24 protein-coding genes and 1 tRNA gene are annotated in these 18,723 nt (G+C 70.3%); 6 read left to right on the forward strand and 19 right to left on the reverse strand.

What is annotated here, in order from left to right; translation table 11 throughout:
* Positions 1 to 115 precede the first annotated feature (115 nt).
* Positions 116 to 367, forward strand: coding sequence for a hypothetical protein (locus tag VFL64_RS22145; protein WP_489542553.1), 252 nt, complete (start codon positions 116 to 118; stop codon positions 365 to 367).
* Between the two features lie 12 nt (positions 368 to 379).
* On the opposite strand, the gene VFL64_RS22150 is transcribed toward VFL64_RS22145, so the two are convergent.
* A tRNA-Arg gene (locus VFL64_RS22150) sits at positions 380 to 455 on the reverse strand.
* Between the two features lie 114 nt (positions 456 to 569).
* On the opposite strand from VFL64_RS22150, the gene VFL64_RS22155 reads away from it, so the two are divergent.
* Both VFL64_RS22155 and VFL64_RS22160 read left to right on the forward strand, forming a co-directional pair.
* A complete protein-coding gene (locus VFL64_RS22155; RefSeq protein ID WP_489542554.1) occupies positions 570 to 1,118 on the forward strand; it encodes a c-type cytochrome in 549 nt (182 codons plus the stop codon).
* Positions 1,119 to 1,257: 139 nt separating this feature from the next.
* Entirely contained in the window at positions 1,258 to 1,791 is a 534-nt protein-coding gene (locus tag VFL64_RS22160; protein WP_489542555.1) for a DUF3455 domain-containing protein, read from the forward strand.
* On the opposite strand, the gene VFL64_RS22165 is transcribed toward VFL64_RS22160, so the two are convergent.
* The 6 genes from VFL64_RS22165 to VFL64_RS22190 are packed head-to-tail and all read right to left on the reverse strand — an operon-like array spanning position 1,779 to position 5,595.
* Complete coding sequence (locus VFL64_RS22165; protein ID WP_489542556.1) at positions 1,779 to 2,330, reverse strand: DUF2946 family protein; 552 nt, start codon at positions 2,328 to 2,330, stop codon at positions 1,779 to 1,781. The two genes, VFL64_RS22160 and VFL64_RS22165, sit on opposite strands and share 13 nt — an antisense overlap.
* Complete coding sequence (locus tag VFL64_RS22170) at positions 2,323 to 3,336, reverse strand: YheT family hydrolase (protein ID WP_489542557.1); 1,014 nt, start codon at positions 3,334 to 3,336, stop codon at positions 2,323 to 2,325. The genes VFL64_RS22165 and VFL64_RS22170 overlap by 8 nt, the downstream gene beginning before the upstream one ends.
* 13 nt (positions 3,337 to 3,349) lie before the next feature.
* Positions 3,350 to 3,802, reverse strand: a complete 453-nt coding sequence (locus tag VFL64_RS22175) for a YybH family protein (RefSeq protein ID WP_489542558.1) — start codon at positions 3,800 to 3,802, stop codon at positions 3,350 to 3,352.
* Between the two features lie 15 nt (positions 3,803 to 3,817).
* Positions 3,818 to 4,711 (reverse strand): formyltetrahydrofolate deformylase, encoded by an 894-nt coding sequence (gene purU, locus VFL64_RS22180; protein WP_489542559.1) that lies wholly within the window; start codon positions 4,709 to 4,711, stop codon positions 3,818 to 3,820.
* Positions 4,712 to 4,761: 50 nt separating this feature from the next.
* Entirely contained in the window at positions 4,762 to 5,271 is a 510-nt protein-coding gene (locus tag VFL64_RS22185) for a hypothetical protein (protein WP_489542560.1), read from the reverse strand.
* A gap of 45 nt (positions 5,272 to 5,316) precedes the next feature.
* The gene (locus VFL64_RS22190) at positions 5,317 to 5,595 is read right to left on the reverse strand and encodes a hypothetical protein (protein ID WP_489542561.1); all 279 of its coding nucleotides are present in this window, start codon (positions 5,593 to 5,595) and stop codon (positions 5,317 to 5,319) included.
* A 164-nt stretch (positions 5,596 to 5,759) separates the two neighbouring features.
* On the opposite strand from VFL64_RS22190, the gene VFL64_RS22195 reads away from it, so the two are divergent.
* Positions 5,760 to 7,892, forward strand: coding sequence for an AfsR/SARP family transcriptional regulator (locus tag VFL64_RS22195; RefSeq protein ID WP_489542562.1), 2,133 nt, complete (start codon positions 5,760 to 5,762; stop codon positions 7,890 to 7,892).
* Here the strand turns inward: VFL64_RS22195 and VFL64_RS22200 are convergent.
* On the reverse strand, positions 7,882 to 8,289 hold the full coding sequence (locus VFL64_RS22200; RefSeq protein ID WP_489542563.1) for a hypothetical protein: 408 nt from the start codon (positions 8,287 to 8,289) through the stop codon (positions 7,882 to 7,884). The genes VFL64_RS22195 and VFL64_RS22200 overlap by 11 nt on opposite strands.
* 140 nt (positions 8,290 to 8,429) lie before the next feature.
* Here VFL64_RS22200 and VFL64_RS22205 point away from each other — a divergent pair, with 140 nt between their 5' ends.
* Positions 8,430 to 9,056 (forward strand): sigma-70 family RNA polymerase sigma factor, encoded by a 627-nt coding sequence (locus VFL64_RS22205; protein ID WP_489542564.1) that lies wholly within the window; start codon positions 8,430 to 8,432, stop codon positions 9,054 to 9,056.
* Between the two features lie 10 nt (positions 9,057 to 9,066).
* Positions 9,067 to 9,777 carry an anti-sigma factor gene (locus VFL64_RS22210; protein ID WP_489542565.1) on the forward strand — a complete coding sequence of 237 codons (711 nt, stop codon included), beginning with the start codon at positions 9,067 to 9,069 and terminating at the stop codon, positions 9,775 to 9,777.
* Here the strand turns inward: VFL64_RS22210 and VFL64_RS22215 are convergent.
* From VFL64_RS22215 to VFL64_RS22265, 11 genes are all read right to left on the reverse strand, one after another.
* On the reverse strand, positions 9,753 to 11,279 hold the full coding sequence (locus tag VFL64_RS22215; RefSeq protein WP_489542566.1) for a PAS domain-containing sensor histidine kinase: 1,527 nt from the start codon (positions 11,277 to 11,279) through the stop codon (positions 9,753 to 9,755). The two genes, VFL64_RS22210 and VFL64_RS22215, sit on opposite strands and share 25 nt — an antisense overlap.
* A complete protein-coding gene (gene waaF / locus VFL64_RS22220; RefSeq protein ID WP_489542567.1) occupies positions 11,269 to 12,270 on the reverse strand; it encodes a lipopolysaccharide heptosyltransferase II in 1,002 nt (333 codons plus the stop codon). The genes VFL64_RS22215 and waaF overlap by 11 nt, the downstream gene beginning before the upstream one ends.
* A 7-nt stretch (positions 12,271 to 12,277) precedes the next feature.
* A complete protein-coding gene (locus tag VFL64_RS22225) occupies positions 12,278 to 12,484 on the reverse strand; it encodes a zinc-finger domain-containing protein (RefSeq protein WP_489542568.1) in 207 nt (68 codons plus the stop codon).
* Positions 12,485 to 12,494: 10 nt separating this feature from the next.
* Positions 12,495 to 13,418 carry a branched-chain amino acid transaminase gene (locus tag VFL64_RS22230; protein WP_489542569.1) on the reverse strand — a complete coding sequence of 308 codons (924 nt, stop codon included), beginning with the start codon at positions 13,416 to 13,418 and terminating at the stop codon, positions 12,495 to 12,497.
* A gap of 34 nt (positions 13,419 to 13,452) precedes the next feature.
* Positions 13,453 to 13,839 (reverse strand): hypothetical protein, encoded by a 387-nt coding sequence (locus VFL64_RS22235; RefSeq protein ID WP_489542570.1) that lies wholly within the window; start codon positions 13,837 to 13,839, stop codon positions 13,453 to 13,455.
* On the reverse strand, positions 13,836 to 14,105 hold the full coding sequence (locus tag VFL64_RS22240) for a DUF6587 family protein (protein ID WP_489542571.1): 270 nt from the start codon (positions 14,103 to 14,105) through the stop codon (positions 13,836 to 13,838). Before VFL64_RS22240 ends, VFL64_RS22235 begins: the two co-directional genes overlap by 4 nt.
* Entirely contained in the window at positions 14,105 to 15,964 is a 1,860-nt protein-coding gene (gene feoB, locus VFL64_RS22245) for a ferrous iron transporter B (RefSeq protein WP_489542572.1), read from the reverse strand. The genes VFL64_RS22240 and feoB overlap by 1 nt, the downstream gene beginning before the upstream one ends.
* On the reverse strand, positions 15,961 to 16,212 hold the full coding sequence (locus VFL64_RS22250) for a FeoA family protein (RefSeq protein WP_489542573.1): 252 nt from the start codon (positions 16,210 to 16,212) through the stop codon (positions 15,961 to 15,963). Before VFL64_RS22250 ends, feoB begins: the two co-directional genes overlap by 4 nt.
* An 88-nt stretch (positions 16,213 to 16,300) precedes the next feature.
* Positions 16,301 to 17,074: a metallophosphoesterase family protein gene (locus VFL64_RS22255; RefSeq protein ID WP_489542574.1), complete on the reverse strand. Its 774-nt coding sequence runs from the start codon at positions 17,072 to 17,074 to the stop codon at positions 16,301 to 16,303.
* Positions 17,075 to 17,083: 9 nt separating this feature from the next.
* The gene (gene radA / locus VFL64_RS22260) at positions 17,084 to 18,439 is read right to left on the reverse strand and encodes a DNA repair protein RadA (protein ID WP_489542575.1); all 1,356 of its coding nucleotides are present in this window, start codon (positions 18,437 to 18,439) and stop codon (positions 17,084 to 17,086) included.
* On the reverse strand, positions 18,436 to 18,723 hold a 288-nt coding region (locus tag VFL64_RS22265), incomplete at its 5' end, for a DUF2917 domain-containing protein (RefSeq protein ID WP_489542576.1). The genes VFL64_RS22265 and radA, both read right to left, overlap by 4 nt.

Below are 18,723 nucleotides of genomic sequence, written 5' to 3' on the forward strand. Positions count from 1 at the left end.
CACGAGGATTGGATCGCCCGCGCCGTGCTGTGGCTGGCGCTGTCGGGCGGGGCCATCGTGCTGGAGAAGTTTCTACCCAAGCCGCCCGCGGGCGGCGCCTGAGCAGGAGATGAACATGTGTTGTGGAAGCAAGCGCGCAGCGGCCCAGGCCGCCGCCATGGCGCACGCCGCACCGGCTGCGGCTTTCGGCGCCCGGCCGGCGCTGTCGGTGATCATGTTCGAGTACCTGGGCTCCGGCCAGACGGCGATCCGCGGGCCGGTGAGCGGTCAGCTCTATCTCTTTGCGCAGGCGGGTGCGCGGGTGGAGGTGGATGCGCGTGATCGGCCCGGGCTGGCGGCGATGCCGAGCTTGCGCTGGGTGCGCTGAGGGGGAGGGATCTGGCGCGTCCGGCTGGGATCGAACCAGCAACCCCTGCCTTCGGAGGGCAGTACTCTATCCATTGAGCTACGGACGCACAGGGCGGCGATTCTATCAGCGGCCCCTCGGCGCCGAGGTGGCCCTGCGGAGGGGCCGTCTATAATCCCGCGGTTTTGCGCCACCCCCCAACGGTTCAGCCGCCGAGGACTTCATGAGCGACCCGCACCACAGCCACTCCGAACACGACGATGCCCCGCACGAAGGGCCGGTCAAGACTGTCAAACAGCTCATCTGGGCGGTGATCTTTGCCTTCGTCATCCCGATCGCGGTGATCGTGCTGCTGGTCAGCTACGTGGGTTCCAGCAGCAAGCCGGCCGCCGGCAGCGACGCCCTGTCGCCCGAAGCCACGGCCCTGCGCATTCGCCCGCTGGCCACCGTCGAGATCAAGGACGCCAACGACGCGGCCTCGCTCAAGACCGGCGAGCAGGTGTTCACCGCCCAGTGCAGCGCCTGCCACGCCGCCGGTGTGGCCGGTGCCCCCAAGCTGGGCGACGCCGCAGCCTGGGGCCCGCGCGTCGGCCAGGGCTACGAAACCCTGCTGACCCACGCCCTCAAGGGCAAGGGCGCGATGGGCCCGCAAGGCGGCGGCGATTTCAGCGACTTCGAAATCGGCCGTGCCGTGGTCTTCATGGCCAACAAGGGCGGTGCCAAGTTCGACGAACCCAAGGCCCCCGCAGCGGCTGCTTCCGCCGCCAACTGAGCGCCCCGCGCTCCCCGACCAAGCCGACCAGCGGGTCGGCTTTTTCATGCCTGCATCCGATCCCGGCCGGCCTGCGTATGGGTTCGAGCGACTCGTTGTCGAGCGCTTCCATCCGATTCCCCGATTCCAGGAGATGCCCATGAAGAACACCCTCTTGCTCGCCAGCCTGACCGTGCTGGCCACCGCCTGTGCCACCGGCCCGGCGCCGATGATGGTCGACAACACCAGCTTGCCCGAGGCTGTGCGTGCCCCGGCCGGCGCGCGCCAGACGATGTGGACGGTGGGCCGCGGCGAGCTGACCTATGAATGCCGCGAGAAGAAAGACATGGCGGGCCAGTTCGAATGGGCTTTTGTCGGCCCGGTCGCCACGCTCTATGCCGCCGACCAGAAGCCCGTGGGCAAGTACTACGCCGGCCCGACCTGGGAGGCGAACGACGGCTCCAAGGTCACCGGCAAGCAGATGGCGGTGGCACCGGGCGGTGCCGGCAACATCCCGCTGCAGCTGGTGAAGGCCGAGCCGGCCACCGGCATGGGCGCAATGCAGGGCGTGGCCTACATCCAGCGCCTCAACACCCAGGGGGGCGCGGCGCCGGCCAGCGGCTGCGACGCTGCGGCCAAGGGCAAGCGCCAGCAGGTGGCCTACGCGGCCGACTACGTGTTCTACGGCTTGTGAGCGGCCGGCGCCTGGGCCTGCGGGCTCAGGCAGTGGCCGAAGCGCTGCGGCAGTTCGGCGCCGCGTGACTCGGCGACCGCCCAGTGGCCCTGCTCGATGGCGTCGGCGGCGGTTTCCATGTCGAGCGTGTGCACGATCCCGAGGCCGAGGTCGGTGGCGAGGTAGAGCCGCCCGGCCTCGTCGACCAGGGCCGACTCGAAGCGCGCCTCGCGGCCGGTGTGCGAGCGCAGCCGCGGCGGCTGGCCGGGCTGGGCCTCCAGGCGCCAGATCCAGGGTGCGGCTTCGAGCTCCACGTAGACGCGCTGCGGGCCGTTCTGGAAGAACCAGCAGCCGTGCTCGTCGCGCTCGTAGTTGCGGTCGATGAACTCGCGCAGCTTCTCGTGGTTGATGCGGCTGCCCTTCACCTGCGGGAAGGGGCCGGCGGCCTGCACGCGGTCGTCGCGCATGTACCAGTCGCCTCGGGCGTCGAGTGCCAGCCAGCCGTAGCAGGCAGGCACGTTGGGCCATTTCTTGAGAGCTGCCTTGACGATCTCATCCATGGGGCGTCTCCTCTCCCGCGTAGGTGCCCATCCAGCCCATCACCTGCTCGGGCAGGGTGAGCACATGGCCGGGCCAGCGGCCGCGGGCGAAGCCCACGTGGCCACCGTGCTCGGGTTGCCAGAGTGTCACGAAGTGGCCCACCTCGTGCGGTTTGGGCAGGCTGCTGGCAGGGATGAAAGGGTCATTGCGGGCGTTGAGCACCAGCGCCGGGATGCGGATGCGGTGCAGGTGCGGCTTGGCCGAGCCGCGGGTCCAGTAGTCGTCGGTGTTGCGAAAGCCGTGCAGCGGCGCGGTGAAGATGTTGTCGAACTCGTAGAGGTTGCGCGCCGCCTGCAGCTTGGCGCCATCGAACAGGCCCGGATGCTGGTTGAGCTTGAGCAAGGCCTTGGGCACCATGGTGCGCAGGAACATGCGGGTGTAGACCTGCCGGTTGAAGCCTTCGCCGATGGCCCGGCCACCGGCGGCCAGGTCGACGGGCGAGCACACCGAGCACACCGCGCGCACCGTCTGCGAGGCGGTGTCGCCCGCCTCTTCGGCCCAGCGCAGCAGGGCATTGCCGCCCAGCGACACGCCCACCGCCACAATGGGGCCGCTGTGCCGAGCGCGCATGCGCTGGAGCACCCAGCCGATCTCTTCGTAGTCGCCCGAGTGGTAGGCGCGCGGCGCGAGGTTGATCTCGCCCGAGCAGCCGCGGAAGTGCGGCACGGCGTAGCGCCAGCCGTTCTCGCGGCACCAGTTGGCAAAGGCCAGGGCGTAGTGGCTGGCCGAGGAGCCTTCGAGGCCGTGGAACAGCACCAACAGCGGGCGCGCAACGCCATCGTCGGGCGGCGAGCTGCCGAAGTCGACGTCGATGAAATCGTTGTCGGGCGTGGTCCAGCGCTCGCGGCGGTAGGCCGGCTTGGGGCCCTGGTGGCTGCGCGCGAACAGCGCCGGCCAGATGGTTTGCAGGTTGCCGCCGACGAGGCCGTGGCCCGCGAGCCAGCGAGGGGCGCGGTAGTTGTGCATGACGTGACTCAGCTCAGTGCAGAACGGAAGGTGTCTCGCCGACCTCTGGCAATTCCTGTGCCGAACCGGGGCTCGCGTGGTGGGCCACCAGGCGCCAGCCCACCGAGGTCTTCACGTACACGTTGGTGGCCAGCACGTAGGCCACCTGCGGCCCTTCGTCGGTCATGACCTGGATGCGCTCGACCACGCTGTGCACCGCGCTGTCGTGGGTGACGACCCGGCGCACCTTCTCGGGCTGCGCGTCGATCACGCCGTTGGAGAACATGGCGTCGAAGGCGGCCCGGATGGCGCTGGCGCCGATCACGCGTGGGCCATTGGGGTGCACGCAGCAGACCTCGTCTTCGTCGGCCCAGACGGCCATCAGCTTGTCGATGTCGCCGCGCTGCAGGGCTTCGTAGAACTGCGCTTCGGCGTCGTCGGACGAGGCCATCAGGGCGATCTCAGGGGGCGGCTTGGGTCGGGCCATGGTGCGCTCAGGGTCTCACAGGAAGATGACGGTCTTCTGGCCGTTCAGCAGCACGCGGTGCTCCACGTGCCAGCGCACGGCACGGGCCAGCACCATGCTCTCCACGTCGCGGCCGGCGGCCGTGAAGCCTTCGGCGCTCATGGAGTGGTCCACGCGGGCCACGTCCTGCTCGATGATGGGGCCTTCGTCGAGCTCGGCCGTCACGTAGTGGGCCGTCGCGCCGATCAGCTTGACGCCGCGGTCGTGCGCCTGGAAGTAGGGCTTGGCGCCCTTGAAGCTGGGCAGGAAGCTGTGGTGGATGTTGATCGCCCGCCCCTTGAGGAAGCCGCAGAACTCGGCACTCAGGATCTGCATGTAGCGCGCCAGCACCACCAGGTCGATCTGGTGCTCGTTGACCAGGGCCTCGACCTGACGCTCCTGCGCGCGCTTGGTCTCGGCGCTGGCGCCGGTGGGCAAGGGCAGGTGGTGGAAGGGGATGCCGTAGCGCGCGGCCAGGTCGGCAAAGGTCGGGTGGTTGGAGACGATGGCCGGGATGTCCACGTTCAACTGGCCCGAATGCCAGCGGTACAGCAGGTCGTTCAGGCAGTGGCCGTGCTGGCTCACCATCAGCAGCAGGCGCGGTCGGCGTGCGCGGCTGTGCAGCTTCACGTCCATGTCGAACTGCAGGCGCACGCTGGTGAGCAGCGTGTTCAGCGTGTCGGTGTTGGCCAGGTGCGGCGGGGCCTCGAAGTGCACCCGCATGAAGAAGAGGCCGGTGCTGTGCACGCCGGTGTCGTCGGGCAGGTCGCCGAACTGCTGCGAGTCGAGGATGTTGCACCCCGCCTGGTAGAGCAGGCCGGAGACGGCGAAGACGATGCCCTTGGCATCACGGCACGACAGGGTGAGAACGAACTCGCTCGACAGGCTCATGGGGCCTGAATTGTACGGACGGGGGCCGCCCCGGGCCCCCGCGCGGGCGATCACTCGATCGCGAAGGTCACCTTGTAGTTTGCGCCGTCGCCGGTGAAGGTCAGCGGCGAGAGCGTCGACAGCGACAGGCGCTTCACGCCGAGGATCTCGTCGTTGGAGCGCAGGCTCTGGATGCCGCGGCGGAACTCCTGCAGCACCAGCGTGGCGACATTCGAGTCGATGAAGGCCACGCTGTTGGCCAGGCTGTTGAAGAAGGGGCAGATCCAGCCGCGCAGGCGGGCCAGCGTGAGGCCGGTGAAGTCGGGGTCCCAGTCTTCTTCCATCATGGCCACGATCACGATGTCGGCATTCATGGGATTGATCACCGTCGCGTTGGCGGGGATCGTCTCTCCCTGGGCGACGCTGTCGTCCCATGCGGATCGGCGCACCAGTTCCACGTTCGAACTGCTGGAGGCGCCCTGGCCGCGCCGGCCGTGGAACACCAGGAAATGCGGGCTGTCGTCGCCGATCTCGTTCGATTCGGCATTGCACTTGAAGCGCTTGAGTACGAGTTTGCTCATGGGATTCTCCTTGGATGTGAATGTGAAGGGTGTGAGAGGAGGGGGTCAGGCAGGGAAGGCTTCGGCCAGCTCGGCGGCGGCGTGCACCAGGTCGGACTGCGCGACGCGTGCGAGGTCTTGCATCTGCGCCGCCCGGCCCGAGCGCTCCACCGCCGCCAGCGCCTGCGCCGCGGCCGCGACCTGGTGCGCGATGGGGTTGTTGTCGGGGATCTTCTTCAGCTTGCCGCCGGGCGTGATGCCCCAGCCGGAGGCGCCGTTGTTGACGCCCGCGCTGACGAACACCAGCACCAGTTCCTTGTTGACCTTGGGGATTTGCGTAGCCATGTCGTGTGCTCCTTCTGTCCGGGTTGATGTATGACGGGGCTGGACAAACGGCACCGCGCCATGGGGTCACTGTCGAGCGGGGTCACCCACGGATCACCCAGCGATTCGGACGGCGCGGCCCGCTCTTTCGGGGGGCCTAGACTGAGCTCCGCTGCGCCATCGCCATGAACACCCCACCGGCCCACCAGGTACCTGCGCAAGCCCGGGAGACCCTGCGTCTGCATGGCCCGGGCTGGTGGCGTGCGGGCCGGGCCGACCTGCTCGATGCGGCCTGCCGCCCGGTGCCGCCCGAGTCGCTGGCCGAGTGGCCCGAGGTGGCGTACTGGCGCGCGCTGGCGGCCCTGATGCGTGGGAGTGCCGAAGCCTTGCCCTGCCTGGAGCAGGCCCACGCTGGGTACGACGCCGCGCAAGACGCATCCGGCCGCGCCGTCAGCGCGCACGCGGCGCTGGTGCTGTGCCTGCTCGACGTGGGGGCGATGGACCAGGTGAGCACCTGGCTGGAGCGGGCGCGCGCCGCGGGGTGGCCGTCCCCGCTCGGCAACGACACGGAAGGCCTGTGGCTGCGCCTGGGCGTGCTCGCCCGCGTGGTGCTGGGCGGCGATGTGCTGCCCGAAGCCGGCCTCGCGGCGGCCTGGGTGCAGGCGCAGCTGCGGCCGCTGCGCACGCAGTTGTCGCCCGACGAGCGCCTGATCGCCGCGCAGGTGCTCGTCAACTACCACTTCGTGCAGCAGCAGTACGAGCAGTTCGACATGCTCTCCACGCAGGTGGAGGCGCCGGACGCGTTCGAGGCCGCCAGCCCGCTGATGCGCGGGCATTGGCTCTACACGGTGGGCTTCGCGCACTACCAGATCGGCGGCCACGCGCGGGCCGAGCAGGCGTGGCGGCAGGCCCTCGACCTGGCCCAGGCGCACACGCTGCCCAGCGTTCGCCTGCTCGCCACGCTGGCCATGGTGCGCCTGCTCGTCGACCGCGGCCGCATCGACGAAGCGCATGCCGCCGTCGAGGGCATCCGCCCGCAGTGGGGCGCCGGGCGCACGCGCCAGCTGGTGGAGTGGCAGCAGATGCGCGCCCGCGTGCAGCTCATGCGCGGCCAGGCGGTGCAGGCGCTGGCGACGCTGCGCGAAGCGCTGAGCCTCGCCGACGCGAGCGGGCTGTCGGCGCCCGAGCAGGCCTCCTTCCTCACCGACCAGGCGCAGATCTTCGCGGCGCTGGGCCGCGATGCCGAAGCCTGCGAGCTGCTGCAGCAACTGGCGGCGCGGCATGCAGGGCGCGATGCCGAGGTCTACACCTGCCTGCGCCTGCTGCTGCAGGCGTGGCTGGACCACCGTCGCGACGAGGCGGCGAGCCGCACGGCCCTGGCCGATGCGCTGGCCCGGGCGCAGGCCGTGCGCTACACCATGTTCCTGCGCCTGCTGCCCGAACGGGCGGCGCAGCTGTGCGCCTTGGCGCTGCGCTGGCACATCGAGCCGGTCTTCGTGCGCGAGGTGGTCCGCGACCGCGCGTTGCCCGCGCCCGCCGATGCCGATGCGCAGTGGCCGTGGCCGCTCTGGCTGCGCCTGCTGGGCGGCTTTGCGATCACGCTGGGTGGCTCACCGCTCGAACAGCAGGGCAAGACGCCGCACAAGCCGCTGGAGCTGTTGCGCCTGCTGGCCTGCGAGCGCTCGCAGGCCGCGAGCATGCTGTCCGTGCAGGAGGCCCTGTGGCCGGACGCCGATGACGGCGCCGCGCGCAAGAACCTGGAGATGGCCATCCAGCGCCTGCGCCGCCTGCTCGGCGACGATTCGCTGGTGCGCGTGGGCGACGGGCGCGTGGCGCTGGATGCGGCCCGCGTGAGCTCGGACCTGGCGCAACGCCGTGTGCTCATCGAGCGGCTGGAGGCGCAGGCGATGCAAGGCGGCGGCAGTGCGGCGCCCAGCGAGATGGCCGCGCTGGTGGCGCGCGTCATCGACGCCTGCCAGGGCGAACTGCTGCCCGGCGTGCCCCCCGCACCTTGGCTGGAGGCGGAACGCCAGCGCTGCCAGCGCGATGTGGTGCGGGCCACGCAGTCGGCGGCCACGCTGATGGCGCGCTTTGGCGATCAGCGTGCCGAGCGCGAGCTGCTCGAACGTGCGGTGCGGCTGGAACCGCTGGCCGAAGGCCTGGCGCGGCGGCTGATGCAGGTGCATGCCCAGAGCGGGCAGCGGGCCGAGGCCGTGCGGGTGTACGAAGCCCTGGCGAGGGCCTTGTCGGCGCGCGGCCTGCAGCCCAGCGCGCCCACCGACGCGCTGTGGCGCGAGATCGTCTCGATCAGGACGTGATGCTCACCTTGGCCGCCGGCAGGCCCGCGTCGACCAGGGCCTGCTTCAAGGCCGCGGCGCGCGCGGCAGCCTGGCGCTGCGCCGCCGCGCCCTGCAGGTTGGCGTCGGCCGCCACGCGCAGCTTCAAGGGCTCCTTCGCACTGGACCACTTGCGCGCCAGCGTGGCCACGGCCTCCCGGGACTGCGGTGCAAGTGCATCACCGGCGAACTCCACCTTCGCGAGGGCCGTGCGGAACTCGTCGCCCGCGGCACTGACCACGCTCAGCGCCGACACGCAGGGGTGTTTGCCGCAGGCACCTGCAGCCACCGCGGCGTTCATGCCCCACAGGCCGAGCGAGGCGGCGACACAGGCCGCAGCCAGCGTCCGGCGCAGTGCGGGTCGATTCGAGGTGTTCATGTCGTGTCCCCTGTCGTGTGTGTGAGTCGAGCGCGCACTCTAGGCCGCGGCCCAGCCCCTCACCACCCCTAAATCTTGGCAGCGTGGTCACCGCGGTCGGCCGATAAACTCACGCCCGTGAAACTCGTCACACCCTGACCGTGGTCTCGTCACCCGCCGACTGGAGCGAACGCAGCCGAGAGCTCTCGCGCCTGCTCGCCCGCGCCGGAGTGGGCGATCGTGTGGCTTTTGCCCGCCTTTACGAGCTGAGCAGTGCGCATCTGTTCGCCGTGGTGCTGCGTATCAACCGAGACAGGGCGCAGGCCGAAGACGTGCTGCAAGAGGTGTATGTCAATGTCTGGCGGGCCGCGCAGAGCTTCGACGCGGCGCAAAGCCAGCCGCTGACCTGGCTCACCAGCATTGCGCGCAACCGCGCGATCGACAGCCTGCGCCGCAAGCAGGCCGAGCCGCAGACCGCGCCTGCCCCATTGAGTGACGACGACGAGGAACGCGACGTGTACGACAACGTGGCCGACGATGCCCCCGGACCGCTGGCCCTGTTGAGCCAGGCCTCGGATGCGCGCGCTCTGGCCAAGTGCATGGAGGGCCTGTCGTCGCAACAGCGGCAGAGCGTGGCCCTGGCCTTCTACGACGGCCTGAGCCACGCCGAGGTGGCCGAGCAGATGCGGCAGCCGCTGGGCACGGTGAAGTCGTGGGTGCGGCGGGCCTTGCTGTCGTTGAAGTCGTGCCTCGAAAGCGCCGTCGTGCGCGACATGCAGGCCGAGTAAGCAGATCACCATGGACTACAGCCGCCCCGAACTCGCCGACCGCCTGGCCGCCGCCTATGTGGCCGGCACGCTGCGTGGTCCGGCGCGTCGACGCTTCGTTTCGTTGATGCGCGCCCATCCTGGTTTGCGCGCGGCGGTGCGCAGCTGGGAAGCGCGCTTGATGCCGCTCACCACCAGCGTCGCGCCGGTGCCGCCGCCGCCGCGGGTGTGGCAGCGCATCGAGGCACGCATTGCGCCGCTGCTCGCCAGCGCCCCCACGACAGAGCCCGTGGGCTGGTGGGGTCGGCTCGCGGTGTGGCGCGCCTTCTCCGGCGTGGCCACGGCCGCGGCCCTCGCGCTGGCGGTGCTGCTGGCGCTGCCGCAGCCTTCACAGCCACCGATCGTCGTGGTGCTGTCGCCGGCGGGCGGCGCGCCGGCCGAGGGCGGTGTGGTGCCGGCCTCGTTCATCGCGAGCATCAGTGCGGACGGCCGCGCGATGGTCACCAAGCCGATCACGACCGTGGCGTTGCAACCCGATCGTGCGCTCGAGCTGTGGGCGGTACCGCCGGAAGGCGCGCCGCGCTCGCTGGGCGTGATATCCGAGAAGGCCGCCACCGTGGTCAAGCGCGGCAAGGTGCTCGACAACACCGCGGCGCTGGCCGTGAGCCTGGAGCCGCCCGGCGGCTCGCCCACGGGCGCACCCACCGGCCCGATCCTCTACGTCGGCAAGCTGGTCTTGTAGGGTGAGGCGGCCGGCAGCCGCACGCTGAACACCGAGCCCTGGCCCGGTTCGCTCTGCACCTCGATGTGGCCGTGCATCAGCGTCACCAGCGCACGCGTGATGGCCAGGCCGATGCCGGTGCCTTCGATGCCGCTGCGCCGCTGGCCCAGCCGGTTGAAGGGCTCGAACAGGTTGGGCAGGTGGGTGGGGGCGATGCCCAGGCCGTTGTCGATCACGCGCAGGCTGACCTCGTGGCCGAGCGCCTGCGCCTCCAGCCGCACCTGGCCGCCGGGGCGGTTGTACTTGATGGCGTTGGAGAGCAGGTTGAGCAGCACCTGCCGCAGGCGCGTGCTGTCGGCGCGCACCTGCAGGGGCTCGGCGATGTCGGCGATCTGCACGCTCACGCCGGCCGCCTGCGCCGCGGGCGCCAGCATGTTGCTGCACTCGCGCAGCAGCGGAAGCAGGGGCACGTCGACCAGGTCGACCGCGAGCTGGCCGGCCTCGATGCGCGAGTGGTCGAGCAGGTCGCTGATCATGCGCAGCAGGTGTTCCCCGGACTCGCGCACCAGCGTGAGACGCTGGCGCTGCGCCGGGCCGAGCGGCTCGGCTTCGTCGAGCTCCATCAGCTGGGCGAAGCCGAGCACCGCATTCAGCGGCGTGCGCAGCTCATGGCTCATGCGCGAGAGGAACTCGGTCTTGGCGCGGTTGGCGGCTTCGGCGGTGGCGGCCAGCTCGCGCGCCTTCTCCAGCTCGCGGTACTCGGTGATGTCTTCGAGGTAGCCGTGCCACACCACCGAGCCGTCGGCCTGCGGGCGCGGTGACGAGACACCCAGCATCCAGCGCAGCTGCCCGTCGGGGCGGGTGTAGCGGAACTCGATGCGCCGCGCCGCCTGGCTTCGCGTCCAGTCGCCGAGCGAGCGGCCCACGCTGTGGCGGTCGGCCATGTCGATGCGGTTGAACAGCAGCGAGGCGTCGAGCATCAGCGACTCCGGGTCCAGGCCCAGCACGTCGCGGCAGCGCTCGCTGACGTAGGGGAAGACGCCGCGCCCGTCGGGCGGCAGGCGGAACTGGTACAGCAGGCCCGGCACGTGGCGCGTGATCTGGCGCAGGCGCTCGTCGCGCTCGGCGGTCTCGCTTTCGGCCTGGCGGCGTTGGGTGACGTCGCTCAGCGTGCCGACCATGCGGCGCGGGCGGCCATCGGGCCACCACTCGATGATGCGGCCGCGCTCGGCCAGCCAGCGCCAGCTGCCGTCCTTGGCGCGCGCGCGGTACTCGCTCTCGTAGGCCGTGATCTCGCCGCGCGCATGGCGCTGGTAGGCGGCGTCGTTCTCGGCCAGGTCGTCGGGGTGGATCACCGCGTCCCAGCCGGCCTGGGTCGACTCGAGTTCGCCCTTGGCGTAGCCGAGCAGGGCCACGCTGCCGTCCATGCCGGTGAGCAGGTCGGCTTCCATGTCCCAGGCCCAGACGGAGGTGCCGGCGCCGACCAGCGCCTCGCTCATCAACTGGCTGGCGTCACTGTCCATGGGTGAGCGCGTCGCCGAGCGCGGCGGCCACGCGGGCCGGTGCCACGCCGGTCAGGCAACGGGTGTGGCCGAAGCGGCACACGCGGTCGAAGCAGGGCGCGCAGTCGAGTTGCAGCTCGTCCTTGAGCCAGAGCACGCGCGCGCGCGCGTTGAGCGGCGGCGTGTGCTCGGGGCTGGTAGAGCCGAACACCGCCACCTGCGGGATGCCGAAGGCTGCGGCCACGTGCATCAGGCCCGAATCGTTGCTGACCACGCCTCGCGCGGCGGCGATCAGCGCCATGGCGTCGATCAGCGAGGTCTTGCCCGCGAGCACGATGCAGGCACCGGCTGCGGCCTGGGCGATCTCGTCGCACAGCGCGGCTTCCTTGCCCGAGCCGAGCAGCACGACGGGCAGGCCCCGCGCGGCGTGCAGCGTGCGCGCCAGTTCGGCGTAGTGGGTGGCGGGCCAGCACTTGGCGGGGCCGTACTCGGCGCCGGGGGCGAAGGCCCAGTAGCCTTGCGGGCGGAGCGAGACAGCGCTTGTCGCACGCTGCAGCGCGGCCGCATCGAAGCTCAGGCGCGGCGTGTCGGACTCGCCGCCGGCACCGGCCAGCGCGCGGTAGAAGGCCACCATCGGCGGGCGCCCGCCAGGGTTGGGCAGGCGCTCGTTGAGCAGCAGGTAGCGGCCTTCGCCGTGATAACCCACGCGCCGCGGGATGCGCGCCAGGAAGGGGATCAGCGCCGACTTCAGCGAGTTCGGAAGCACATAGGCGGTGTCGAAGCGGCCCTTCAGAGTGCCCGCGAGCTGGCGCCGTGCCGACCAGTCGAGCCGGCCATGCGCGAAGGGCAACTCGATCACCTCGCCGACCTGCGGCATCGCGCGGTAGACCGGCGCCACCCAGGGCAGGGCCGCCACAGCGAGCGTTTCGCCGCGTGCGGCCAGCGCACGCAGCAGCGGTTCCGACATCACCGCGTCGCCGATCCACTGCGGCGCGATGACCAGGCTCCTCATGGCAGGCTCAATGGCCGTGGTGAACCTTCTCACCGGCCTTGAGGCGGTATTCGGTGCCGCAGTACGGGCACTTGCCCGCCCCGGTGGTCGTCACGTCGATGAACACCTTGGGATGCGCGCTCCACAGTGTCATCTTGGGGTTGGGGCAGGCGATCACGCCGGGGCCTTGCAGGTCGGCGGCGGTGAGTTCGACGACGGCTTTGGGTTCACTCATGACGGCCTCTTCAAACGGGGGTCAGCCACTCGGCGTACTTGGGGTTGCGGCCGTTCACGATGTCGAAGAACGCGCTCTGGATCTTCTCGGTGATGGGGCCGCGCGAGCCGCTGCCGAGCTCGATGCGGTCGAGTTCGCGGATCGGCGTCACCTCGGCGGCGGTGCCGGTGAAGAAGGCCTCGTCGCAGATGTAGACCTCGTCGCGCGTGATGCGCTTTTCCTTCAGCTCCAGGCCCAGGTCCTTGCAGATCGCGAAGATGGTGTTGCGGGTGATGCCGTTGAGCGCACCGGCCGACAGGTCGGGCGTGTAGACCACGCCGTTCTTGATGATGAAGAGGTTCTCGCCCGCGCCTTCGCTGACGAAGCCCGAGGCGTCGAGCAGCAGGGCCTCGTCGTAGCCGTCGTCGGTGGCTTCCATGTTGGCCAGGATGGAGTTGGTGTAGTTGCTCACCGTCTTGGCCTGCGTCATCGTGATGTTGACGTGGTGGCGCGTGAAGCTGCTGGTCTTGACGCGGATGCCGCGCTTGAGGCCTTCTTCACCCAGGTAGGCGCCCCAGGACCAGGCGGCGATCATCAGGTGGATCTTGTTGCCCTTCGGAGAAACGCCCAGCTTCTCGGAGCCGATCCAGGTCAGCGGGCGCAGGTAGCAGCTCTCGAGCTTGTTCTCGCGCACCACCTGGCGCTGGGCGTCCATCGCCTGCTCCAGCGTGAACGGGATCTTCATGCGCAGGATCTTGGCGCTGTTGAAGAGGCGCTCGGTGTGCTCGCGCAGCCGGAAGATCGCCGTGCCCTTGGCCGTCTTGTAGGCGCGCACGCCTTCGAAAGCGCCGCAGCCGTAGTGCAGCGTGTGCGAGAGCACGTGGATCTTGGCGTCGCGCCACTCCACCAGCTCGCCATCCATCCAGATTTTCCCGTCGCGGTCAGCCATCGACATGGCAGGCTCCTGTAATTCGATCAAGAGCGCGATTTTAGGGCGTGGGCGACTCGGGCCTTTCCAGCTCCCAGCGGCGCAGCTTGCCGCCCTCGAACACCAGCCGCACGCGGCTCGCGCCGGCGTCGGCCCAGGCCCAGGCTTCGGGCGTCTCGCTCACGCGCTCGCCCAGACTGCGGGTGAGGGTGATGACCTGCATCATCGTCATGCCCACCCGCAGCTTGGCGTTGAGCATCACGGCGCTGTCGACCTGGCCCTTGGGCGCACCGGCGGCGTTCTTCATCGCGCGCAGGGCCCGGCTGAACTGCAGCAGCAGCCAGAAGACGATCACCGAGACCGCCATCACCACACCCTGCCAGCCATAGGCCTGCCAGCTCGCAGCCACGGCCAGCACGGCCAGGCCCCACCCCACGATTGGATTCATGGGCGCGATTTTGGCCTGCGGTGGATCTGGATGGTGTGGGTGGTGGCACCTGCGCGCGCCGGGGCGGCGGGCTTGGCATCGCAGCCGTCGCAGCCGCAGCCCGTGGACGCCTGCGCCGCCTTGTTCAGCCGCGCCACCACGGCCTGCGGCCACGGTGCCCGCAGGGCCAGCCGGGCGGTGGTGCGGCGCAGGGCCGAAGGCATCAAGACCCACACCGCGTAGCCGGCGCAGCCGGCGACGATCAAGGCGACGAGCAGGTGTTGCATCAGGTGGTGAGCCACAGCGTGGTCCGGTAGGTGATGAACGAGGCGATGTAGGCCAGCGTGAACATGTAGGCCGCCATCGCCAGCGGGTAGCGCCAGGAGTTGGTTTCGCGCCGGACCACCGCCAGTGTCGACAGGCACTGCGGTGCGAACACGTACCAGGCAATCAGCGAGAAGGCGGTGGCGAGCGACCAGCCGCCGGCGATCACCGGCGCCAGGGCGTCGGCCACTTCGCCCGAGGCGGTCGACATGGCGTAGACCGTGCCCAGCGCGCCCACCGCCACCTCGCGCGCAGCCAGGCCGGGTACGAGCGCGATCGAGATCTGCCAGTTGAAGCCGATGGGCGAGAAGATCACCTGCAGCGCCTGGCCCAGCTGGCCGGCCAGGCTGTACTGGATGGCCGGGCCGGTGGCGCCGTCGGGCGGCGCCGGGTAGCTGGAGAGGAACCACAGCACCACGGTCAGCGAGAAGATGATGGTGCCCACCCGGGTGATGAAGATTCGCGCGCGCTCCCACAGGCCGAGCAGCAGGTTGCGCAGGTTGGGCCAACGATAGGGCGGCAGCTCCAGCATCAGCGGCTGGTAGCTCGACTTGATCCACACCCGCTTGAGCAGCCAGGCCACCGCCATGGCCGACACCACGCCGGCCACGTAGAGCACGAAGAGCGTGATGCCCTGCAGGTTGAACGGCCCCACGCTGCGCGCCGGCACGAAGGCGCCGATCAGCAGGGCGTACACCGGCAGGCGGGCCGAGCAGGTCATCAGCGGCGCCACCATGATGGTGGCCAGGCGGTCGCGCCAGTTGGGGATGGTGCGCGTGGCCATGATGCCGGGGATGGCACAGGCAAAGCTCGACAGCAGCGGGATGAAGGCGCGCCCCGACAGGCCGACCTTGCCCATCACGTTGTCGAGCAGGAAGGCCGCGCGCGGCAGGTAGCCCGAGTCTTCCAGCACCAGGATGAAGAAGAACAGGATCAGGATCTGCGGCAGGAAGACGATCACGCCGCCCAGCCCGGCCACCACGCCGTCGACCAGCAGGCTGCGCAGGGGGCCGTCGGCGAGGGTGGCGTTGAGCCATTCGCCGGTGGTGGAGGTGGCCTCCTTGATGGCGTCCATGGGCACGTTGGCCCAGGAGAACACCGCCTGGAAGATCAGGAACAGCAGCACCGCCAGCAGCGCGAGGCCCCACACGGGGTGCATCACCGCCGCATCGAGCCGGTGGTTGAAGCGCTTGAACTGCATCGCGCCGGGTGCGGCGATGGCGAGGATGCGGCGCACCTCGCGCTGCAGCTCGGCCGGCGTCGGCGCGGCGCTGGTGCCGGGCGGCAGCGCCGGCCAGCTGGCCTGCTGCTCCAGCTGCGCCAGCAGCCCGGCGTGGCCATGGCTTTGCACGGCGACCGTCTCCACCACCGGCATGCCCAGCTCGGCGCTCAGGCGGGCCAGGTCGATCTTCAGGCCCTTGGCGCGCGCCACGTCGGCCATGTTGAGCGAGAGCACCATGGGCCCGCCCAGGCGCTTGAGCTCCAGCACCAGGCGCAGGTTCATCGGCAGGTTGGTCGCGTCGACCACCGCCACGATGGCGTCGGGCGCGGCCTCGTCCGCCCGTTGGCCCAGCACCACGTCGCGCGTCACCGTCTCGTCGGGCGTGGAGGGCGTGAGGCTGTAGGCGCCCGGCAGGTCGATCACCGAGACCGAGCGGCCGTTCTTCAGCGTGGTGGTGCCGACCTTGCGCTCGACCGTCACGCCGGCGTAGTTGGCGACCTTCTGGCGGGCGCCGGTCAGCAGGTTGAAAAGGGCGGTCTTGCCGCAGTTCGGGTTGCCGACCAGGGCGATCCGAAGACCTGGCAGTGCGGTGTCGCTCATGGCTGGGCCACCTCCACGCACTGCGCCTCGACCTGGCGCAGCGCGAACAGCGTCTCGCCGATCTGTACCGCCAGCGGCTCGCGCCCGCCCGGGCCGCGGCGCAGCACCTGCACCGGCTCACCGGGCAGGAAGCCCAGCTCGGCCAGGCGGCGCAGCATCTGTGCGTCGGCCTGCGGCGAACTGGCGCTCAGGCCCAGCACGGTGCCCTGGGCACCATTCGGTAGATCTGACAGACGGGGGGAGGGCATGGAAGCATCCGCGTTGAGCAAGATGCAAATGATAATGAATCTTATCTAGCCTGCGCGCCAGACGGGTACTCCCGGCCCTCCCTGGCCCTCAGGCGGCCATGCGTCCGGTGCGCAGGGCGATGGCCCAGTCGGGCCGCTGGTGGCGCTCGGCCTGCCGGGCAGCGGACTCGAAGTCGTAGTCGATGCGCTTCAGCTTCACGCCCCAGCCGGCGGGCTTGCGCGTGAGGAGGGCGTAGCGGGCGTGCGGGGTGCCGTTCTTGACGAGGTGGAAGTAGGGGTGATCGTCGTCGTAGGCGGGCAGGCCCACGCTGCCGGGGTTGACCACCATGCGGCCATCGTCCAGGCGCTCGCAGCGCGGCGTGTGGGTGTGGCCGCACAGGATGAGCGCGTGCGGCACGCCGGCCAGCGTGTCGCCCAGGCGGGTCCGCACTTCGTCGCGTGTGGCGGCGCGCACGCCGGGGTTCGTGCCCGGTGCGTACTCGGGCGTCACGGTTTCCATCAGGTACTGCAGGTCGCTGCGTGGCGTGCCGTGGCAGAGGAAGACCTCAGGTTGCCACTGCAGCGTGGGTGGCAGCGCGGCCAGCCAGGTGCGGTGCGCAGGTGTCAGCCGCGGGGCGGTGTGGGCGTCCGTGTTGCTCATCTCGGCGAGCGCTTGCGTGAGCACCTGGCGCTCGTGGTTGCCGGCCAGCGTGGGCCAGTCCAGAGGCATGAGCCGGTCGGCGGTCTCGGCGGGCCACAGCGGGCCACTCACGATGTCGCCCAGGTTGACGATGGCGTCCACGCCTTCGCGGGCGATGTCCGCCAGCACCGCTTCCAGCGCGGGCAGGTTGCCGTGGATGTCGCTGACGGCGGCGAACTTCATCACAGGAGATTACAGCTCGCGCATCAGATCGATGGCCTGCTCGATGCGTTCGACCGCGTGGATGGTGAGGCCTTCGATCGCCTTCTTCGGCGCGTTCGCCTTGGGCACCACGGCCACGCTGAAGCCCAGCTTGGCAGCCTCCTTCAGGCGCTCCTGGCCGCGCGGCGCCGGTCGCACCTCGCCGGCCAGGCCGACCTCGCCGAAGGCGATGAAGCCGCGCGGCAGCGGCCGCCCGCGCAGGCTGCTCTGGATGGCCAGCATCACCGCCAGGTCGGCCGCCGGCTCGCTGATGCGCACGCCGCCGACCGCGTTGACGAACACGTCCTGGTCCATGCAGGCGATGCCGGCGTGACGGTGCATCACCGCCAGCATCATCGCCAGGCGGTCGCGGTCCAGGCCCACGCTCAAGCGGCGCGGGCTGGGCCCGCCGCTGTCAACCAGCGCCTGGATCTCCACCAGCATCGGCCGCGTGCCTTCGAGCGTGACCAGTACGCAGGCGCCCGGCACCGGCTCGCCGTGGGTGGAGAGGAAGATCGCGCTCGGGTTGGCCACGCCCTTGAGGCCGCGCTCGGTCATCGCGAACACGCCGATCTCGTTGACCGCGCCGAAGCGGTTCTTGAAGGCGCGCACCAGGCGGAAGCTGCTGTGCGTGTCGCCCTCGAAGTACAGCACCGTGTCGACGATGTGCTCCAGCACGCGCGGGCCCGCCAGCGCGCCTTCTTTCGTCACGTGGCCGACCAGCACGATGGCCGTGCCGCTGCTCTTGGCGATGCGCGTGAGCTGCGCCGCGCATTCGCGCACCTGGGCCACCGAGCCGGGGGCGGAGGTGAGCTGCTCGCTGTAGACGGTCTGGATCGAGTCGATCACGCACACCGCCGGCTGCTCGGCCTCGATGGTGGCGCTGATCTTCTCCAGGTTGATCTCGGCGATCACGCGCACCTGCGAGCCGTCGAGGCCCAGGCGGCGCGAGCGCAGGGCGACCTGCGCGCCGGATTCTTCGCCGGTGACATACAGCGTGGGCACGGTCTTGGAGAGCGCGTCCAGCGCCTGCAAGAGCAGCGTCGACTTGCCGATGCCCGGGTCGCCGCCGATCAGCACCACGCCGCCGGCGACGATGCCGCCGCCGAGCACGCGGTCGAGTTCGTCGATGCCGGTGGGTTGGCGCTCGACGTCACTGGCCTCGATCTCGGACAGCGTGGCCACCGGCTGCGCGGCGGCCAGCGACTGGTAGCGGTGCTTGGAGGGCGCCTCGGCCACGCCTTCGAGCAGCGTGTTCCAGGCGTTGCAGTGCGGGCACTTGCCCAGCCACTTGGGGCTGGTGCCGCCGCACTCGCTGCAGGTGTAGATGGATTTGGGTTTGCTCACCCGGTGACTGTAGCGGCCGCACTGGCTCGCCTCGTGAGCCTGCGCCACAGCCGGCCGAGCCAGCGGCTCCAGTGCGCATCGCGCTCGAAGCGCAGCCACACTTCCTGCTCGGCCTCGATCACCGGGCCGTGTTCGCGGCGCAGCTCGAAGCACTGGCCGTGGTGCAGGAAGTGGTCGACCAGGTCGTTGCGCTGCGTGATCCAGACCCGGCCCGACACCACGCGCACCCGGGTCGCGGCTTGGTTCCAGGCGATGACTTCGCCCTGGGACAGCTTGAGGGTGAC

Origin of the sequence: Rhizobacter sp. (genome assembly GCF_035702065.1) — a bacterium.
Classification (GTDB): domain Bacteria; phylum Pseudomonadota; class Gammaproteobacteria; order Burkholderiales; family Burkholderiaceae_C; genus Rhizobacter.